Origin of the sequence: Polynucleobacter sp. MWH-S4W17, from assembly GCF_018687535.1 — a bacterium.
Taxonomy (GTDB): Bacteria; Pseudomonadota; Gammaproteobacteria; order Burkholderiales; family Burkholderiaceae; genus Polynucleobacter.
Window position 1 is genome coordinate 1,128,461 of sequence record NZ_CP061295.1, and the last position, 24,062, is coordinate 1,152,522.

Below are 24,062 nucleotides of genomic sequence, written 5' to 3' on the forward strand. Positions count from 1 at the left end.
TTATTCTCAACCCTTTACACACTCCTCAGTCAGCTCAACTTCACAAGGAACAATAGTACTTGGCTCGCCAACGGATACATTGGAATCCAACCCATAACGCGCTGGATTAAACCACTCATCCTCTGGATCCAATGGTGGAATATAGGATCCTAAAACCCGTGAAGAGGGCTGAGCTACTGCAACTTTAGGTACGGTATTTTGAACTGCGACGGGAGTTGAGCCATCCCCCGCCCTTACGTATGCCGCTAAATCATCGCGTAATCCGTTAACCCCATAAAGCAGGATCGCACCATCTTTGGTTGTTAAATAGATTGGGCCTGCGCCTGGTGCTGGATCAAGAATGATGCCATTGCCAGAATAAGTCTGCGGGCCAATAGTTGATATACCAGCGCCGATAGTGATATCACCTGCAGGCGTACCTGGTTTAGCTGGATCTGGATCTAGATGCATTTCGGTAACCACAACCAAACCACCAAGCGGAACGATTGAACCAATGGCGCCTCTAAAGGTAATTAGCGGAACTTGATTAGCATCAAATGAGACCGCTTTGACACTAAGGGTGTGGGTAATATTCAGGGAATCATCGATTGTTCCTAAGAAGGTAATGCTTGGATCCTCCGACAAGAATGTACGAGTAAGCCCATTCGACCCGTTATCTGAAATTACTACAGCACCGTTGTAAGTCTGCGTATTTAAGGTATAGACATCGCCCTTCAAAAGAATGTCTTTAGCATTGATCGCAAGATCATAGATAGATGGCCCCTTAGCTAATCTAGAAGGAGATAAGTAGCCGACAGTATCAGTCAGAGTCACTTTGCCAGACAAAGCGTTGATGGTTAACGAGCGATTCTCTGAGTCTGAATTAACGGTACTCAAGAAGGCAATATTTCCGTCCTGACTACTGATCACCATCGGCACATTAGCAGTACCAGAGCTCAGGGTAACCGCACCACCATACTGTTGACTATCAACAGTTTTGATGTCGGATATGAGTGTTACTGGACCATTTACGGTGAAAGAACGCAATGTAATGCTGGCGTCAAGACCTACTCTGCCGTTATCAGACAGAATAGAGCCATTACCCAAAGCATCTGCATTGGCCAGAATCAGGGTCTTACCATTTGCCACTGAAATTTGACCAGTCAATGGGCCTGGATTGACTTGATTATTGTTACCAGCAATCGTCAATATACCGCTACCAATTTGCGCATAGATACCGCTGCCGCCCAGTGAGTTACTAATCATAGTGTTGGTCGATTCATTAATGGTTAAGGTGCCGTTATTAATGATATTACTTATCATTGCTCCGCCTGCATTAACGGCAGCCACGTCATAAACAACAGAACTGCCAACCGGAATATAGACATTGGCAACGTTATTGAGAGTTGGGATCGCCCCGCCCGCCCAATTAGATTGGGTTGACCAATTTCCGCCAACACCGCCAACATAGCTTACGGAGTTCAACTGGGTAATCGTACCGATATTCGCACTATAGGCATTGGTTGCTAGGACATAATTGCCGCCATCATCACCCGATAGTGTGAGATTGATATCCACTGCCTTGCTGACTCCAACGTTGCGATTATCAAATGTACCTGAGCCAATAATAGTTACCTTATCCTTCGATACGCCGGATCCTAATACTGTCGAAAGTGTTGGATCCACATTTAAAACTAATCCACCAATATTAATATTACCGTCGTAAACCTTGCTTACACCTGAGATGCCAAGCTGGTTAGGTCTGAGTGTATAAGGAATGATAGTGTTGGAGCCCACTACTGTTAGAGAATTAAAGTTATTGCCAGTCACAGTAGAGTTTGTGGCCGCAAGGTTATAGCCACCAACATTAATATTGCCAGAAGTGCTAGTGGTTGCCCCTGCCAATGAAAGTGTAAAGTTCGCCCCGCCGCTAGCACCATCCACGATACTTACAGCAGAGCCATTAATACTTGGGGTTAAGTCGATAATGGTTCTATTGTCTGCATCCAAATATTGCGCTTTTACTGTGAAGGTTGGATTAGATCCATATACCTGTGAAGCTGGTGTTACGCGAACCAGCAAGGTTTTTGCTGGAGCAATAACGTAATCACCATTAATGTAACTAATGCTGTAGTTAGTTGCACTTAGACCACTAGCTTTCAATACGCCAGCATATACCCGAGCCTCTTCAGTACCTGCGTTTGTACGAATAACTGTAGGTGAGCCAATCAGTACATCTTTATTCTCGCCGTTTACAAAGCCGTTATAGGTCACACCCATATATCCACCCGCACAAGCAGTATTGAGGCCACAATTGTTGGCAGACCCTACTAAGTCTGTTTGAGTTACAAACTTGGCATCATTTGTTGCTGTAATAACCAAGTTAGCGGGTGTAATAGTCGCAGCATTGGTAGTGCTGGTATTAGGTGTGGGGTTATATGTCGTAGTAATGTAGTAATTGCTCATTACCGCAGTGCCTGATACGCCAGAAATTGAAGTTATATAGTTATTACCATAGGCAACGTTTGCATCTGCAAGATTGGCACTCACAATAGATCTAACAGTATCTCCAGACATTAAACCGGTTACAGCAAATGAGCTTGGAGTGATATTACGCGTGCCAGAATAAGTACCAGTTACTTCAATACCTAACGGGGCTGGCGAGATCACTAAATCTGCATTTATAGGAGCTTGTAAATTGTAGTTAGACAGGACCGCCCCGCTAGCTGATAAGTTAGAGGTATAGGTGCCTGCATTAATACCAGTGGCTTGACCAGTAACGGTAATTCCGCTGGCATCAGAGCCTAAGGCGGTAGTTGTATAAGTACCGGTGTAGGCAGTGCCGCGATAGGTATTGCCAGTTAGGCTAGCTACTGCAGCAATCGTTAAGTCAGCCTTAGCAACAGTATTGGTAGCACCGATATAAGAGAAGCTGTAGTTATCTGCAATACCACTAGAGAGCACTGCCCCACTTGGGGTGGAGGTAAAGGTGCCGGCCTGAGCAACGCCAGTGACGGTGCTGCCACCAATGCTAGCAGTTTGGGTAACTGAGCCAATCGCATCAGAACCTACCAATGCAGTATGACCATAACCTGCAGCAGTCATGGTGCCGGCATAGCTAGTCACGCCATCATAGGTGGTAGCGCTAGCGGTGTTGCTAATCACAATGGATTTAGGCGAGATCACTAAATCTGCATTAGTAATCGTTGGTGTGTTGTAGTTAGACAGGACCGCCCCGCTAGCTGATAAGTTAGAGGTATAGGTACCTGCATTAATACCGGTGGCTTGACCAGTAACGGTAATACCGCTGGCATCAGAGCCTAAGGCAGTGGTTGTATAAGTGCCGGTGTAGGCACTGCCACGATAGGTATTGCCAGTTAGGCTTGCTACTGCAGCAATGGTTAGATTGGCTTTAGCCACTGTATTGGTAGCACCAACATAAGAGAAGCTGTAGTTATCTGCAATACCACTAGAGAGCGTTGCCCCACTTGGGGTGGAGGTAAAGCTGCCGGCCTGAGCAACGCCAGTGACGGTGCTGCCACCAATGCTAGCAGTTTGGGTAACTGAGCCAATCGCATCAGATCCTACCAAGTCAGTATGACCATAACCTGCAGCAGTCATGGTGCCGGCATAGCTAGTCACGCCATCATAGGTGGTAGCGCTAGCGGTGTTGCTAATCACAATGGATTTAGGCGAGATCACTAAATCTGCATTTATAGGAGCTTGTAAATTGTAGTTAGACAGGACCGCCCCGCTAGCTGATAAGTTAGAGGTATAGGTGCCTGCATTAATACCAGTGGCTTGACCAGTAACGGTAATTCCGCTGGCATCAGAGCCTAAGGCGGTAGTTGTATAAGTACCGGTGTAGGCAGTGCCGCGATAGGTATTGCCAGTTAGGCTAGCTACTGCAGCAATCGTTAAGTCAGCCTTAGCAACAGTATTGGTAGCACCGATATAAGAGAAGCTGTAGTTATCTGCAATACCACTAGAGAGTACTGCCCCACTTGGGGTGGAGGTAAAGGTGCCGGCCTGAGCAACGCCAGTGACGGTGCTGCCACCAATGCTAGCAGTTTGGGTAACTGAGCCAATCGCATCAGCTCCTACCAAGGCGGTATGACCGTAACCTGCAGCAGTCATGGTGCCGGCATAGCTAGTAGCTCCATCATAGGTAGTGGAGCTAGCAGTATTCGTGATCACGATAGATTTAGGCGAGATAATGCCAATATTTGCCATGACAGTACTAGCAGCCAAGGTATATCCATAAACTGGCTTGGCATTAATACTTAACGCATCAACTGAAATGCCCTCAACAATAACAAGCTTGTCAATGCCTGCATACGAGGGATTTACTCCACCGATATAACTAGTCAAAATTGAAGACACCTGCGCAGAGTCACCCGGACTCATTCCAGATATTAAATAGTTTCCGCTACTCAAGCTGATACCCGAGTTACCATCATATTCCTTAGAAATATCACCTACCAAAGATATGGTCAGTTGAGGAACATAACTCAACAAATAGCCATTGCCAGCATGAGCACCCATTTGACTGTTGTAATTTGCTCCATACTGTTTGTAGTCATACACCAATCCACCCAACTGATCGCCTACATCTGCATCAAATGGGGAGGCGTTAGAACTCCAGATCTGCCAATACCCCATAGGAGTATTAATAGAATTTCCTGCGTTATTTAAATTATTAAAGCGCGCGGCGCTGATAACTATATTACCTTGAGAGCTATTTAATGAGGCTGAGTCTCCCATCAAGAAATAGTTAGTAACGTAATTTTGATCGCCAGTAGTATGTGCGCTTGCACTTACACCAATACTCTCAGATGTTGATACGTATAGGCTGGATAGAGGATAAATTCCACCTATTTCCCCAGCAAATGAGAAATTATTTGCCGCAACAGTAAGATCACTTAAGTTGCCGCCCCACTGATTATTTGCACCATGGCTATTAACAGTGGAGCCGAAGAATATATTGCCGCTTCCAGAGGTTAGTACTACAGAGCCACCACTCCATGGGCCAATTTGAACCGGGCCAAGATAGGTCTGATCAGATAATGTATCAACATTGTTGTAGAGGACAATTCGGCCAGCATGGATATACAGATAATATAGTTGTTGATTGTTGCCAACCTCTCCGTAGAACCTAACCACTCCATTGTCTGCGCCAATTCCCAGACTACTTAAGTTACCACTCCAATCCCCATTCGGTCCATGACTATCTAAGGTTGAATGGAATGAAATATTGCCATTAGTAGATACAGTATTAACAGTGCCGCCATTCCATGGGCCGATCTGGACTGGGCCGCCATATTCTTGATCGTAGCTCGTGATGACATCGCTATAGAGCACGATGCGATCACCGGCTTGAACATATAAGTTATTGAGCGCACGATTGCCGCCAACGGTGTCATAGAACTTCACTTGACCGTAATCAGCGTAGACATTGAGGTTGCTAAGGTTACCGTTCCACTGGCCATCAGGACCATGGCTATCGACGGTCGAGTCAAAGTAGATCGAACCGTTATTAGAAGTCAGGGTTACAGTGCCGCCATTCCATGGGCCGATCTGGACTGGTGCGTTGTAGGTTTGATCATTAGTGGTGGTGACATCATTTCTAATATCAACTCTGCCGGCATTGACGGTCAAATCATATAAAGAATGGATATTTCCAACTGCACCCAAAAGTGAAACCTTTCCAGATCCGGCATTTATCACCAAGGAAGCTCCACCTCCATTGTGTCCAGCAATAGCACTTAATAGAAAGCTACTTCCATCTGTATATTGGGGGACAAATAATATCGACTGGGAAGCGGAATTCGCAAATGACAGACTCCAACCACCTAGGCCGCCATGTTGAAATAATGTAAATGAGCTATTCGGGCCAACTAATATCGATTGAACTCTGTCATTAAAGTTATCCCCATTAACTCCAAGTGGAATTTCACAGAAATCGCAGTAATAGCCATTTATATATTGACCAGCCTGTTTTATACCTGTCCATGTGTAACTAATACCCGTACCGTCTGTTGTTAGATAAAAAGTAACGCTTGGTATGGTATAGCTACCGTAGGAATTAACGCTAGATGCAAATTTAATGAGTGAATTATTTGTATTTAGCGATACATCACCAAGTAAGTAGACGTCACCTTCGTATTTCTGGTATCCACTTGTGCTTATGGATGAACCAATATATGTAGTAGCAAATACTTCTAGTGAAGCTAATGGCTTAGTTAAGCCTACATCCCCATAAAAGTAAACGCCTCCATCAGCATAGGCTGTAACGCAACTTAGATTACCGCCCCCTTGATTATCAGGACCATGGCTATCGACGGTCGAGTCAAAATAGATCGAACCGTTATTAGAAGTCAGGGTTACAGTGCCGCCACTCCATGGGCCGATCTGGACTGGGCCGCCATATTCTTGATCGTAGCTCGTGATGACATCGCTATAGAGCACGATGCGATCACCGGCTTGAACATATAAGTTATTGAGCGCACGATTGCCGCCAACGGTGTCATAGAACTTCACTTGACCAGCAGCATTAATACTGAGGTCATAATTTCCGTCAATCGTAGATCTAAAGATAAAGCTATTACCACTTAAGATTGCATCGCTACCTAGAACAACAGAACCGCTATAAGTTTGATTGTTGGATGCATTGATACTACCTGCAATAGTGGCGCCATTGCCGACATTTAAATCACCATTCGAAACGTTGATGAACGAACTTGAACCACTCATAAATAAGGAGCCAATGGTTAAATTACCGTTATCAACATTCAGCGAACCGTTAGAAATGGTCAACAAACTTGAAGTGTTACCCAAGGAACCAGAACCGACCAACAAAAGGCCACCATTGTTGATTACCGTATTACCTGTATAGCTATTCTGACCAGAAAGTGTCTGCACCCCTTGATTGATGGCAATACCGCCACCAACGCCATTTAAGCCATCAATGATGTTGCCAGAGAATACTTTTGAAGAGGTATTGCTAATGGCCAAGGTATTAGCGCCAAGAGTTACGACACCTGATCCCGTGAAGTTTTTAATATTGGTAGTTAAAGACCCGCCCACTAAAGGTGCCCCTGAATACGTTCCGGAATTACTAGAAACGAAAAAATAGGGATCAACGTTTGTGTCTGAGTGATTAAAACTGCCAAAGCCAATCTGATAATTGCCATTTGTCGGCACAACGATTGACTGATTAATCCATGTAGTAGAACCAAAACTTGGAAGAATGACAACACCAGCCGGATAACCGTCGGTATTCGCAGAGCTTGGGCCGCCATTCCTTGATAAAAGGACTGCGCTGTTGGTACCAGAGCCAGAGATGGAGAAAAATACTCCATCCAGGTAGGGGAGGTAATCATTAGCAGCATAAGCCCAAGCAAATGAATATTTACCGGCTCGAAGATAAACTTGTTTTGTAATAAATCCATAATTTGTTGTGCCACCACTTACCTGAGAAAGCATAGAACCGGGGGTCAAGTGCAATGCGTCATCTATTCCAAAAATATCGGTTGTGCTTCCACTTGGTGTTATCACCATCATCGATCGGCCGGAAGCTGGAGTCAGAGAGAATGGCGCAGGAGCTGGGCAGCCATTTAAGCAAAGCCCACCACCGTCTAACATTAAATTGACAGTAGAATCTGTTGCGTAAACAGTGCCATCACCTGTCCAAGGTAATGTAGAGTTAAATAAGTCCAATATTGAATAAGAGCCTAAGCCACTAATATCTAAAACGCCATCAACATTGACGGATACTGAATTAGCTATTGAACCAGCGCCAACGAGAGCCAAAGTAGCGCCTTGAGTAATATTGGTAGTGCCGATGTAAGTATTAATGCCTGAGAGAGTTTGGGTATATCCATCCCCCGTAATTACTAGATTACCGCCAGTTTGACCATCATCCTGAATAACACCACTAAAGCTCCCTACTCCAGAAGCGGAGCCAATCGTCAGAGTATTGCTTCCCAGGGAGACCAGTCCGTAACCCGCCCATGATGTGAAATCATTTAATGCCTTAATAGATACCGGCGCAGTAGCTTGGGATATATCAAATACACCGTCTACATTAACCGCTGAAGAACTAGCAATAGAGCCAGATCCAACTAAAGCCAAAGTGACTCCAAGAGTGATGTTGGTATTGCCAGTATAGGTATTGACACCAGGCAACGTGAGGATGCCCGCTCCACCAAGTGTAAGGTCTCCATTACCAGAATATGCACCTGAAATAGTAGCTGTATTAGCAATTTGTAAATTTAAATGGGTTAGGTCGCTAACATTCGTAAATGAGGCATTGATAGCATTGACGGATAGGCCGTAAGCCCCATTTGAAAAGATATCGCCTGAGAAAAGAATGTCACCGCCACTTAAGATAGCATCTCCATCTAATGTCACTGAGCCGTTATAGGTCTGCGCTTGCGCAGTACTAATATCAGCTGAAATATAAGTATTCAAGGCATTGACGTTCAAGCTACCAAGAGGCCCGTTGTTACAACCAACGCAGTCACGGAAGTAGATATTATTGGCAGCAACAGCTAAGTTAACAGGGAGACCGGAATCTACATTGTCAACTGACCCACCAAAAGTAATGCTGGCTCTATACAAAGATATCAAATTAATAGAGCCCGACGATGGAGCTAAATACACTTGACCAAAGTACTCTTGGCTACCATTTGTTGTGATGTCATTTCTAAGAATGATCCCACCGCTACCTGCGGCAAGAGTCAAGTTATAAACGTTGTATAAGTTACTTCCAGCCCCATCTAAAGGGCCATTAACAATAAGAGGGGCGATGTTATCTGGATTGCCAATAATCAAATTGTTAGTGTGAATAGCGTTGAGCATTGCATCACTCAAGTACAAGTCCCAGCCTGCTTTGTTATCTAATCCAGCAACCGAGATCGAAAGCGTTGGGTCAGATGGATAGATGGTCACACTATTCATGGGCACATTGTTGCAACCAATACATCCATTAAAGCTTAAGTTATTGGCTATCAATTTCAGATCAACTTGTCCATAGCCACGCTCAGCATCTACATCTACCGTACCGCCAAATGTAATGGTGCCACCCGAAGAATGGAGAATATTGCTACCAAATGCGGAATAGCCATTACCGCCTAAGTTGATTGCACCGTTATAACTCTGGTCTCCGCTAGTAAATACATCGCTTGCAAGATAGATGTAGGGGGCATTAACCGTCAAATTATTGAGTTTGAATATTCCACAATCAACACAGTTGTAGAAATTAACGCTACTTCCAGCAGTGACTATCAAATCATTTTGTGATGGGTAGCTATAGACTACATCCCAGAAATTCACACGGCTCTCTGAACTATTGGCAAACAATGTTATGGAACTACCGGTAGTTGGCGATAAATATACGGGCCCATAGTAGTTTTGGTCGCCACTAGTACTGATGTTATCCGTCAAATAGATGCCGCCACTGCTGCCCGAGGCAAGCGTCAAGCCAATAACATTCTGTAAATTTGATTGATAGTCTAATGCGCCATTAACAATTAAGGGTGCTGTACTCAGAGGATTGCCGATATATAAGGTATACGCATGAATTTGTCCCAACATGGCATCACCAATATACAAATCAGACCCTGGATCAATGTCGTTCCCAGAAACGATGATCGAGCGACTTAGGTCACTAGGCTGGATATAGACAGCATTAAACGAACCATTATTACAGCCAACACAATCATTAAAGATGATGGTATTGGCGGCTAAGTACAAATCAGTTGGTCGATTGGGGGTATCAACCACGTAATTAAAAGTAATAGTGCCAAGGTCTGAAGTGAGTAAATTACCGCCCTCAATAGACCCCCATCCTCCCAAAATAACAGCGCTGTTATAGGTCTGGTCATTTACTGTATGGATGTCGCCGCCGATATAAGTTGTATAGGCTGCATTGACTGTCAAACTATTAAGCGGGCCATTATTGCAACCAACGCAATCATAGAAATTAATTGCGGACGCTGAAATAGTCAGATCAACGGGAGCAGCTGCATTTGAAACTGAGCCATAGAAACTAATTCCCCCACTGCTAGCGGAGAGATAGTTTGTTCCGGGACTGTTGAGGCCTTGACCCCCAAGAGTAACAGCGCTGAAGAAATCCTGTCCGCCGATAGTGTAGACATCTCCTGAAATGTATACATGAGAATCATATCCACCAGTTGTAAGGCTATTCAAGGCTTGTCCAAAGCCCACTAAGCCAGAGAAATTAATATATGAGGCAACTACATTTAGATTGGATGGGCCACTGCCCCAATAACTATCACTATCGACGCTATTGGCAAAGGTAATAGCACCCATATCGGAATACAGAGTATTGCTATTAGGGCCGGCATTATTTCCATAACCGCCCAAAGTCACCGAGGTGTTGTAATACTGATCATTGATGGTGTAAACATCGCTTGCAATATAAGTGCTATCAGCTGTAACAGTTAAGCTTTGAAGGTAATTAACATTACATCCGACGCAATCAAAGAAATTCACTAAAAATGCATTAACAGTTAAGTCAACTGGGGCAAAAGGATTGTCATTATCAACAGTACCGCCAAAATTAATATTTCCTTGGGCCGAAAAGAACGTATTGCTGCCGGGAGCATTCCACCCTCCCCCACCTAACGTTACTGGTCCAATATAGTTTTGATCATGAATGGTGTTTACATCGCTCGCAATATAGATATTGCCTGGGTACTGGTAATTCCATCCATAGTAAGAATAATCATTACCTACATAAGGAACCATCACAGTAAGACTATTTAAAGGTCCGGTGACTGGGTTACAGCCAACACATCCATAGAAACTGACGTTTTGAGCAATTGCCGCCATATCTACTGGATTATTTATATTCGCATTATCTACAGTGCCGTAGAAATTGATATTGCCATAAGCCGATTCAAATAAATTGCCGACTGATGTTGTAATGGGGCCAATATAAAAATCTGAGTAAGCGCCATTACCACCCAATCTCACTGCGCCATAGTAATTTTGGTCATTCCAGGTAAGTACTGTGCTGTCTATATAAATAGAGCCATCATCCGGCACTTCCACTCTTAGGCTATTAAGGCCTGCATTGAGATAGTTTCCATATGAACAACCTACACAGCCATTGAATGAAACGTTTCTAGCTAAAACAGTTAAATCTACTCGGTCATAAGCATTATCCCGGTCATTGTCGACTGTACCCATGAAGGTTATATTGCCATTGGATGATTGAAGCCAATTACTTCCTAAACCACTATAACCAGGGGTGTTATAGCCCAAACCCCCTAATGTGACACTACTAAAGTAGGTTTGATCACCGACAGTTAGAACATCACCAGAAATATAAGCGTTGTTGGCAACAGTGGTAAGACTACCAAGCGGGCCGTTATTGCAACCAACACAGTCTTCAAAGATGATGTATTGAGCTGTCACTGTAAGATTAACCGGCAAGCTTGGATCCGAATTATCTACGGCGCCATAAAAGTTAATGTTACCGACATCAGAATGCAAGGTATTGCTAGCAAGGCCATTATTACCATTTCCACCTAGCAATACAGAGCCATGGTAGGTTTGATCTAAAAAGGTATAAATGTCGCCCGAAATGTAAGTTACTAAGGTATTTGCATCAAGGCTAAACAGTGGGCCGTTGTTGCAACCCACACAACCGTAAAAGTTCACATTGTTTGCTGAAATAATGAGCTCAGAAGCGCCCGCCCCTTCGATATCATTATCGACTGCGCCGTATAAACTAATATTGCCATTGGTAGAGCTCAGTGTATTGGTAAGCGAATCTATCGCGCCACCATAGGCCCCCAAAGTAACCGCACCATGATAATTTTGATCACCGATTGTATAAACATCAGCAGAAATGTAGGTGTTATTTGCATTGCTAGTTAGCCCACCCAATGGACCAGACGCTGGATTGCAACCAACGCAGTTAAAGAAATTAACATTGTTAGCTGTAACAGTCAGATTGACGGGTTGAGCTGGGCTTGCGTTATCAACTGAGCCCCAAAATTCAACATTACCGCCCTCTAAGCTGCTAAGAGATATCGAATTACCTGATGCTGGAGACAAATAAAGGGGGCCGCCATAGCTTTGATCTCCAGCAGTAGTAATGTCATAGCGCACAAAAATTCCTGGATCACCAGCATTAAGCCAAAGATTGCGCACGTACTGAAGATTATTACCAGGGCGATAATCAAGCACTTCGTTCACAACAATAGGCGCCGTTCTACCCCAATTGCCCCAATTGCCCACAATCAGTGTATTAGCACGAAGATGACTCAGGGTATTGTTGTCAATCAATAAGTCATCACCCAAATGAAGGGCGCCGCCAAGGGTAATTGGTCGAGTTAGATCGCTAGTTTGTATAACGATAGTGTCAGCACCTAGATCATAGGAAGTAGTAAAGACATTAGATGTATAGGACTGAGTACCGGATATCGAAACAGGGCCGGCAATATTTAAGCCGCCAGATCCTGCATATACGTACAAATTGGAAATGTTTTCTAATGCATCCCCACCATTACGATAGTCCAGGCCATTTAGAGTGAGCAATCCAGTGCTATTGATGCTGCCAATAGCGAGAGTATCCGCGTGCAGTCTATTGAGCATCGCTCTACCGAAGAATAAGTCACCGAACGAGCCAGTTAAGCCCCCCAATGTAATTGGAATTGATATATCACTTGATTGAATGGAAATAGTGCCAAGGGGACTAATACAACCTACGCAACCGTTGAAAATGATGCTGTTTGCCACTAGGGCGAGATTAGCCTGCCATAAAGCATTGTCTATATTGCTTGAAAAACTAATTAAGCCGCTGACAGATTCAAGGAAGTTGTTATTTGAGCCATAGGAATTTCCATTTGCCCCAAGAGATATGCTGCCGTTATAAATTTGATTGCCATACGTATGAACGTCACTACTAATATAAGTATTGTTTGCGTTGATGGTTAGGCTATTCAAAGGGCTATTGCTACAACCAACGCAACCATTAAATCTAATTGAGGCAGCAGATACTAAAAGATCTACAGGCTGATCAGCATTTGTATTTTGTACATTTCCACGGAAAGTAATATTGCCGCTATCTGACTGCAGGTTGTACGCTCCTGGGCCCGGCATCCAACTATTCGGCCCCGAAAAAGAAACTGTTGAAGAGTAGTCTTGATTGCCGACTGTTCTGATATCACCTGCGATATAACTGGCAAACGCATTACTATTTAAACTTCTCAGTGGAGAGTTATTGCAACCTATGCAATCAGAATAGTTAATGAATGAGGCTAGCGCACTCAAAGAAATCGGGCTTGAGGGATCAAAGTTATTCACCGTGCTTCCGAATGTGATATTTCCATTACGCAATGTACTTAAGGCAATGAAAGTTCCATTGTTGGGCGCTAAATAGACTGGGCCAATATAGTCTTGATTGCCGTGAGTAGTAATGTTGTCAGCAAGAATGATTCCAGCAGACATGCCCGACATCAGCGCCAAATTATTGATGTACTGAAGGTTAGAATTACTTTGGCGATAGTCTAAAGCACTATTTACCGTCAAAATACCTGTGCTGTTGGTATCACCAATCAGTAATGTATCTGCATGAAGATGATTCAGAGTGGTATTGCTTAGATATAAATTGCCTATAACTTCTGGGCCGCCAACGCTAATTGACCGCGATGAATCACTAGGCTTTATGCTGATGCTTGAATAGGCAGTTAATGCATATGGAGCACTAAAAGTATTAGATTGAATGTTAATACTTCCAACTGGTTGGCCATTGTATCCATAGCCCTCCCAGCCAGCGGTTTCACCACTGAAACGCACTTCTCCTGCATTTCCAACGATGGCAGTTAGGGTACCAAAGCCCCATCCATCATACCCACCAATCGACCCATGAAAATCAATTGAACCAGATGTTGACTTGAATAATGCAATATTGGTTCCATTGTAATAAGGAGAGATATTTAAATATCCATAGTAATTTTGATCGTATTTTGTAAGAACAGATTCTGAAACAAGACTATTGCCATTGACGGTAAGGGAATTTAAATCAGCCCCACAACCAACACAGCCATACATACTAACTAGAGCTGCTGTAGCGGTAAGATCAATTGGAGTGGCAGGATCAATATTATCTATAGCACCTGAGAAAACAATATTGCCTCCACTAGCGGTGCTCAAGTTGATTGCGCTACCAGTAGCAGGTGCGAGATATACAGCCGCCCCATAATTCTGATCACCACGAGTGGTGATATCGTGAGTTAAAACGATACCGTTATAGCCTGAATATAAATATAAATTATTGATATATTGAAGGTTATTGCCTGAAACATAATCTAGCGTGTCATTTACCGTTAGAGTCGCAGCGCTATCGCTCCTACCAATAACCAAAGAATTAGTGTGCAAATTCTTAAGTGTTGCATTGCTGATGAATAAATCACCACCTTTACCATTATCTCCACCAAGAGTGACTGGAATATTTGTATCTATAGCTTGTATGTAAATGGCTGACGAAGCCAACAGATCGTAGTTGCTAACAAAGCTATTGGTGGAATATGACTGTGTTTGGGATATTGCAATTGGGCCGGCAATATTCAGTCCGCCCTCTCCTGAATAGAAACTTAAATTAGAAATGTATTGGAGAGCATCACCATTATTACGATAGTCCATTGAATTCAGAGTCAAACTACCAGAACCTTGACTGCTATCAATAATTAAGGTGTTTGTATGGAGTTTATTAAGCGTTGCAGTATCGAAATACATGCCGCCTGGAGAGCCTGAATCATTACCAAGAGTAACTGAAAGAGTTAAATCACTTGGTTGAATAGAGATAGTATTCAATGAACCGTTATTACAACCAACGCAATCAGCAAAGGTCACATTATTAGCCAGAATGTAAAGGCTAGCTGGAGTGCTAGAGTCTGAGTTATCCACCTGACTTCCAAATGCAATACTTCCATATACGGACTGAAGAAAATTAGCATTCGGACCCAGAACAACATTGCTGTTGTAAGCCTGGTCATAAATCGTGTGAACATCGGCACCTAAATAAGTAAAGGGGGCGAATGTTACAAGGCTATAAATAGGGAAATAACCATTGCAACCCACGCAACCATTAAAGTTCACGCTGTAATCTGCCGCAACAGTTAAAGCAGCTGGGAAATAATCGCTATCTACATTGCCATTAAAGGTAATACTGCCACGGAATGATTGAAGCCAATTACTACCTGGCCCCATATAACCGGGAGTGTTGTAACCCCAACCTCCTAAGGTAACGTTGCTGTTGTAGGTTTGATCATCCTCTGTATAGACATCGCCAGCTATATAGGTGTTATTTGCATATGTTGTTACCCTATGTAGAGATCCATTATTGCAACCTACACAGTCAATAAAATTTACGTTATTAGCAGTAATGATTAACTCAGAGTTGTCCAGAGCTCTAAAGTCATTATCGACAGTGCTATAGAAAGTAATATTGCCAGCAGTGGACGTGAGATTGTTTGTAAGTGAATTAGGCGGGCCACCATATGCACCCAATGTAACGGGCCCGTTATAGTTCTGATTTCCGTAAGTATGAACATCACCTGCAATATAAATATTACCCGGCATACCTATATCCAAATAAGAAAAATAATCGTAGTAGCTTGTATTAGAGTATGGAACGATGGCAGTGAGTGTATTCAACGGCTGATTGCAACCAACACAACCATAAAAGTTGATATATGGAGCTGCAATAGCTAAGTCAACTGGATATAGGTTATTTATATCCGCGTCTACGGCTCCATTGAAATTAATACTGCCATACCCTGATGACAGTACATGACTGTATAAATCAGAAAATTGTGAGAATGGCAAAGGACCCCAAATGCCATTACTAGTTAAAATAACTGGGCCGTTGTAATTTTGGTCACCCCAGGTTAATACAACATTTGAAATATAAATATTGCCGCTATTGCTAATGTTTACTGTGAGGCTATTGAGGCCGAACGATCCATAGTAGTTAGCACAACCAACACAATCACCAAATTTGACATTGTTATAGGCGGAGACTGTTAAATCAACCGGGAAATAGTCGCTATCCAAGGCTCCATAAAATGCAATGCTTCCACTCGATGATTGCAGCCAATTACTACCCGGACCATAATAATTGGGGTTGTTATAACCCCACCCTCCAAGCGAGACGTTACTGTTAAAGATCTGGTCACCATTGGTAAATATATCCCCCGAAATGTATGTGCCAAGAGCATTGATAGTAAGACTATTCAGGGGTGCGTAGCTATAGCAGCCTACACAATCTTCAAAGCCGATGTAAATAGCGCTAACAGTAAGATCAACTGGACCATAAGACCGATAGTCGTTATCTACAGTTCCCCTAAAGGTAATGTCGCCATATATAGACTGTAGCCAATTGCTGCCTGGGGTATTGTAATAAGGAGTGTTGTAGCCCCAACCTCCGAGCGTGACGTTGCTGTTATAGGTCTGACTGCCATAAGTGAAAACATCACCTGAGATATAAGTATTGGCCGCGTATGTAGTCAAACTGCCAAGGGGGCCATTGTTGCATCCTACGCAGCCATAAAAACTAACTTGCGCACCCCAATTATTTATATCCCCAGCTGCTAACGTCAAATCTACCGCAAGATTAGTGTCAGCATTATCAATCGTTCCATAAAAACTAATTGCCCCACCATTTGGAATGCTCAAGGTGATAGAGTTGACACCAGATGCGGGTCTTAAGAAAACAGGTCCATAGTATTCCTGATTCCAGCGAGTGGTGATATCACGAGTCAAGAAAATGCCGCTACCAGACAATAGCGCAAGCATATTAATGTTATATAAGTTATCACTGATGTTTCGGTAATCCAAAACATCATTTACGGTTAATGCCGCAGTACTTTCATCGTTACCAATCGACAAGTAATTAGTTCTTAGATACCTTAGGGTGGAATTGCTGATAAATAAATCACCGACTAAGCGACTATCTCCACCCACGGTAATAGGACGAGAGAGATCATTGGCTTTAATATAAATAGCTGAGTCAGCACTTAAAGAATAGGCGGTGCTGAAGTTATCGGCAACAATTGTTAGCGCACCTGAAATCGATATGGGTCCTGCTACAGAGATATCGCCACTACCAGCCAACACCACTAAATCACTTATGCGCTGAAATGCGCTTGCATCACCCTGGTGATCCATCGTATTCAGCGTTAACAAGCCGGTGTAATTTTCATTGCCTACCACCAGAGTATATGCATGCAACTTATTTAAGGTGGCATCAGAAAGAAATAACTCATTGCTCGGGACAGAAGAGCCACCAAGCGTCATATGCCTTGCAAGATCGCTAGGTTGAATTGCAATAATTTGCGCTGTTAGAACATAGTCAGTACTAAAGGTATTTGAAACATATGTCTGAACGCTGAGAGCTGTCACTGCACCAGCGATATTAATATTGCCGTTACCGGCATATATGGTCAGATTTTGAATGAACTGAAGCGCATCACCATCAGCTTGATAATCCATCGCATTCAATGTGATGGATGGGGATGCCAAACTACCATTAATGCTGAACGTATAAGCATGAATCAAATTCAAAGTAGATTGACTGAAAACTACATCGCCAGTTGGGAGGCTGCCACCAAGTTCAAGCGATTGAATCGAAGCGTTTGGAGTAATAGTAATGTTATTGAGCGAACCGTTAATACAGCCCACGCAATCATTAAAGAAAAAATTATTTGCGATGAGAGTGAGATCAACTGTGTCAGCAGCATTATCAACAGTGCTATAGAAACTAATTGCGCCATTGGTTGAAGTAAGCACATTGCTATATGGAGCAGTTTGTCCCTGTGCTCCAAGCGTTACAGGCCCGTAATAGTTCTGATCGCTAATTGTATGAACATCGCCAGCTAGGTAGATGTTACCCACGTAACTACCACTCCAGTTAAAGAGTTGATTGCCAGGATATGAAACCATGACTGCAAGGCTATTTAATGGATGATTGCAGCCAACGCAATCGTAGAAGTTCACATTACCCGCTATAACTGCAAGATCAATGGAGCTAGATCCATTTGAAATATCTGCATCAATCACCCCATGGAAGCTAATGTTGCCTCCAACAGAAGCAAATACACTGTTATAAGAACCTTGTAGAGGAAGGAATGGCATTACTCCAGAAGGCGCAATGCTCCCAAGCGTTACTGAACCAAAGTAATTTTGATCACCCCAAGTTAAAACGCTATTACCAATATAAATATTGCCGCCCATTGGCACGTTGACAGTCAAGCTATTCAAAGCAATCATCTGACTACTTCCGTAAGAGCAACCAACGCATTCGTTAAAGCCAACATTGTTGGCAGAGACTGTTAAATCAACCGGGCCTTGGGCGAAGAAATCATTGTCTACTGTGTTAGCAAAATAAATACTGCCATTAGATGCTTGAAGCAAATTAGTTCCAACTCCACTGGCACCATAACCACCCAAGGAAACCCTACTGTTATAGGTCTGATCTCCAATAGTAAAAACATCGCTAGAGATGTAAGTGTTGGAAGCATAGGTAGTCAGACTATTGAGTGCGCCGTTGTTGCAGCCAACGCAACCATTGAAATTGATGCTTGTATTAGAAGTAAGAGTAAGGTCAACTGGATCATTGCCAATATCAAGATCACCATTGAAGGTAATGTTTCCGCCAACAGACTGAAGCCAATTTCTGCCTGGGCCGTTATAACCTGGGCTACTATTACCCCTACCACCCAAGACTACATTGCTGTCGTAGTACTGGTCATGATAGGTAAAGACGTCGCCAGCAATATAGGTAACATATGCACCGGTTGTTAGGCTATTAAGATATCCGTTAGAACAACCAACGCAATCATAGAAATAGATTGCATTAGCGGCTAGTGTTAAATCGACCGGGTAACTAGAGTCGTCATTATTTACGGCATAACTAAATGTGATACTGCCAGCATTAGAAAACAGATAGTTAGACCCACTGCCGTTGTGGGGCCCTAGCCCGCCGAATGTAACAAAGCTGTTATAGATTTGATCGTAGTTGGTATATACGTCACTTGCAATATAGGCATTCATCGCAAATGTTTTCAGGCTGTTTAGGTTGCCGTTATTACAGCCCACACACCCATTGAAATTGATAAAAGGGGCCGATACCGTAAGATCAATTGCTACAGTTAAATCGTTGTTATCTATGCTGCCGTTAAAAAATATATTGCCGCTATCAGATTGAAGTCGATTGCTACCTGGCCCAATATAGCCAAAGGTGACACTTCCTAGACCCCCCAAAGTAATACTAGTGTTATAGATTTGGTTGTTTACTGTATGTACATCCCCTGCTATATAGGCATTATTTGCATTTACGGTCAGACTTGAGATTGGACTATTTTGGCAGCCAACACAGCCTCCAAAGAAAACAGCGCCGGCTGCAGAGACACGAAGACCTGCAGACGAGGAGGTATCATCCAAATTATCAACTGAGCTTTGAAAGAAAATATTTCCTAGATATGAGGAGAGCTCCACCTGTAATCCAGATCCAGAGTTGAGATACAAGGGACCCGCGTAATTTTGATCGCCACGAGTAGAAATACTATCTCCTAAAACAATGCTAGAACCACTCGATAAAGTCAGATTCGTAATATTTCTTAAGGCGCCATTGTCTGGCTGGTATTCGAGAGCTGCATTAACGATTAATGCACCTGTTAATTGAGCGCTACCCAGAAATAGACTTGTTGCTGAAATGTGATTCAGAGTTTCAGTACTTAAAAATAAATCATTGCCCAACCTCAGTGAACCACCAACAGTCATGCTACGAGATAAATCTAGAGGGCGTATGGTTACATCCTGTGCAATGACTGAACCGCTAATGGACAAGTTATTAGAGTTGTAGGATTGACCTCGAGTTGTTGTAACACTTCCTGCAATATCAACATCCCCGTTGACGGTGATGCCAGATCGACTACCCAAGGTATTAATAATTTGACCGCCGGCGGCTATAGTCAATGCCCCCATAGTTACCCGGCCTTGCAAATCAAGAATTCCTGTTGAGCCTATATAAAGAGTGCTAGTGGTACCAGCAAAAGTACTCATATCAGCAACAATAACTGTGCCCCGATCAATAATTGTAGGGCCTGTCTGCGTGTTTATGCCCGTTAACGATAGTGTGCCATTGCCACGCTTTATAAATGAATTGGGCCCACCATACACATCGAAGAAAATACCGGTAACGGAGAGTGTGGCTCCGGAATGAACATCAAAAACGGTTCCACCCACTTCTGTAAGAGCCAAAGTTTTTGCGCTAACCAAGGAATCAGCGGTGACTACAACTGTTTTATCAAAATTAAATACGCCACGCCAATCAACTGGTCTTGGCGAAGAGCTAGGGAAACCCGAATCAATTACCCCGCCATTGAGGGTGATATCTGGTAAGTGATAGGTGCTATATCCAGTTGCGTAAAGTAAGCCGCCTAAATTAATAGTTAGGTGAGTGCTTGATCCATAACCAACAAAGGAATTGTCGTCACCAACCAGATTAATGATGCCGTTGTTGTTTATTGAGATTGACTGGGAATTACCAAGACCAGAAATTGGTTCATTAGATCCACCTTCTATATTGAGAACACCATTTACAGTTAGATTTCCAGAGAAATCTTGGTTACCATAAATAGTTAAGGCGCTAGAGCTCCCTTGAACAATGAAATCTCCAGAGCCTGCAACAACATGAATGACTTGAGTTGCAGAGCTATCAAATACAAAACTAGCGCCGGGAGCAATGGTAAGCAAGCCATGGTAATCCCCCGAACCCGAAATATCACCCAAGGTACCGGCACCACCAATCGTCAATGTTCCCGTACTAACCAGTAAACCACCGGTAAATGAATTATTTCCAGTAAGAGTCAGAGCACCAGAACCGGACTTAACAACGCCAGCATTACTATCGATATTCCCTGAAAACACGCCATTGCCATTGCCGCCAACATTGAAGGTGACTAAGCCATTGACTGAAATAGTGCCGTTACCACTAATGCCACCATCGCCTTGGGAATCTAGAGCGAGATGTAGAAGGCCTGAGGAGTTGCTAATTGAACTATTTAGAATGATATTGCGATCGGCCGTTAGAGTAAGAGTTACCTCCCCAGAACCATTTGTTTTGGCTATGGCGCTGTTAACCGTAATGTCGCCGTATGATCCAGATGCACCACCCTGATTACATGAATTACCGCCACATACATTGCTAGCGCTTGAAGTTGTAATCGTTACGCTTGTTCCTGCATTTAAAGCTGCAGAGATATACCCTGCGTTTGTACTATCGATAATGATGTCATACGGGTCTATTAGCCAGATTCCGCCCCTACCAGCATTAATGGATGACAGTAGGTTTAGGGTATGACCAGAGGTTTCAATATAACCACCGGCTTTGTTGCTTGCATTTGGATCCAGTTGAGCTGCGGAGATGATGGTATTGCCATCAAGCCTCGTCAAAATAGAAAAAGGCAATGTGCCGTTCGTAGCATCATTGCCTATCTTGATGGTGCCACCTTGGGTATACCCGTTTGCGCCGATTACTGAGTTTGCAATTTGAGTATTGTTGGTAGCGGACAGACCAATGCTACCGCCACGGCCAGATGAGCCGTTAGTTTGGATTGTTGAGTTGGCAATATTCACATCACCCGCTTGCGTGGTGATGGTTAGAACGCCACCATCGGCGGCGCCGTTTGCTAAAAGCCTTGCTTGGTCAAAATAGATATCGTTTGCTGCGGTAATTAGGAGTGTTCCTCCCCTACCGTTTCCACCATTCACCTGGATAAGTGCGCTATTCCAGAGTGAGTCATTAGCGGCAACCGTAATACGACCACCTTCATCTCCATTAGCTTCTAGGCTAGCCCCTGGACTTAAGGTAATCGTGTTGGCTGTGAGTTTGATACTGCCGGCTGTTCCCGCTCCTGGTGCAATATTTGCTGACAATCTGCCCGACACATAAATCGCCTGAGCCAATAACTTGATGGCATTGCCTAGGGTATTGCCAGTGTTAGCTAGGTAGTTACTTGTTTGGATGCTGCCAGCACTATAGATGGTTTGGGCTTGAACGGTTACTTCACTAGCAGTGATCGAGCTACCCACATTCAGGTATGCAATCGAGGAACTGATGATGACCGACAGGTTCTGACCACTGATATTGGCGTTCAGGTTAAAGATGCCGGCACTACTCAGAGTTAAGGTAGTCAGATTGGTGCCCGCCTTGAGGATATCGGCACCACTTGCAATCGTTAAGCTGCCGGTACCATTTTGGGTACAGGACCCGATTGGGCAGGTGTTGGTATTGCTAGTTACGGTAATGGTGACGTTGTTGTTAAACAAGGCTGTAGATATGGCATTTGCTGTTGATATATCAATAATCAGATCTACTGGATCTAATAACCAAGTTCCCGCCTTACCAGTGGCGTTGTTAGCGCTAGTGTTAATACTAGCTGTAGGTGCAATGCTTACTTGTCCTTTAGAGCTAGTCTCAATAAATCCGCCGTTACCTGATAGTGCGCCCCCCATCGATTTGAGGATGCCAGCTACGGCGGTTTTTACTTCAGACCATATCGCAATAACGCCCCCGTTACCCGTTTGAGTAGCTGAAGTATCGATCAGCGCGCCCTCTTCGATAGTGACTGTTTTGGCCAGCTGGTTTTTGCTAGATGCCACATCAGCATCAGCCTTTACATTTTGCGCAGCTTGATTTGGATTGCTGGCTTGGGCATTGATTTGAGTACCGCCAGATACTGCTGTTGCAGCTAGACCGATGTTTACTTGTCCACCATTGGTAGCGCCTGTTGCTGTGGTTTTGGAGTTGGCGGCGATCGTGATGTCATTACCCACGATATTGATCTGACCGCCTTCGCCTATTTTGCTATTCGCCGTTACTTTACCGGCTTGGGTGACGGTATTAGCTACCAGTTCAATGACACCGCCGTTGTTGACCATACTGCTGGCGGAGATGCGGCCGGTGTTTTTAATCACTGAGGCCATCAGTTGGTTAGCTGATCCTGCGGCAATCACCACTAAACCGCCATTCACTTCCACTACACGTTTGTTTTCGATTAAGGCGTTGTAGGTTCCAACGTCCACCTTCACAGACATCAGGGAGTTGCCCTTAAAGTCCAGGGTAATTTGCTCACCCGCAGCCATCGCTACGGTGCCAGATCCTTTTTTAGCCAGAAGGTAACCATCATTACGCACCTCAGGAGCTAACAGAGCAATGTAACCACCATCTACGTTAGTTGTGATCTTGCCTTCATTGGTAACCGATCCCTTGCCGTTACCTTTGTAAGTCGATTTACCTTCCATGAAGTCTTTATTAGAGATATCCATAGTGGTGGCTACGACACCAGCAGCATTAATTTCTGCGCCTTTGCCAAAGGTTACTCCGTTTGGATTTACAAAGACGACTTGACCATTGGCTTTAACAGCACCTTCAATCATCGATGCTGTTGCACCAGTGACGCGATTCAAAGTGACAGCATTAGCATTGGGTTGATTAAACGTAACTGATGCATTTTTACCGACGTTAAAACTATCCCAATTCACCACCGCACGTTGTGAAGTTTGGTTCACCGTCATTGCTGCAGATGCGGGGGTTTGGGTTTGGGAAATGGAGGCCGTGCCGGCGACGACCTGCCCATTTGTTGGGAGTGCATTTGGAAGATTTGGGGCGGTGGGATTTGCTGCCGCAACACTACCGATGAATAAATTTCCAACCAAAAATGCTATGAAAGTTGAACCAAGACCGGCTAGAGAAATTTGCTTGGCTTTAGTGCTGATGGAATTTTTGCACCAAGAAAATGCCAAATGACCGAAAAAAGTGAGGAAATTTTGCTTAGAAAGCTGGCCTTGGGAAAAGCGGGTTGAGTTTGTTTTCTGATCGTTTTGATCAGAAAATTTGGTCCAGAGATATTTATCTAAACCGAACACTTTCAATATAAAAGTGTTGGTTGAAAAACAAACTACACATATGGTTTTTTCAACTTAATTCGTTATTAAATATTTAATTAATTAAGACTTCAATCATGCCTCTAATTAACCCCTCT

General features: G+C 43.6%; 1 protein-coding gene. It reads right to left on the minus strand.

Annotated features, from left to right (window positions below):
* Positions 1-6: 6 nt before the first annotated feature.
* Complete coding sequence (locus tag C2755_RS05860; protein WP_215319953.1) at positions 7-23,946, minus strand: S-layer family protein; 23,940 nt, start codon at positions 23,944-23,946, stop codon at positions 7-9.
* Positions 23,947-24,062 lie beyond the last annotated feature (116 nt).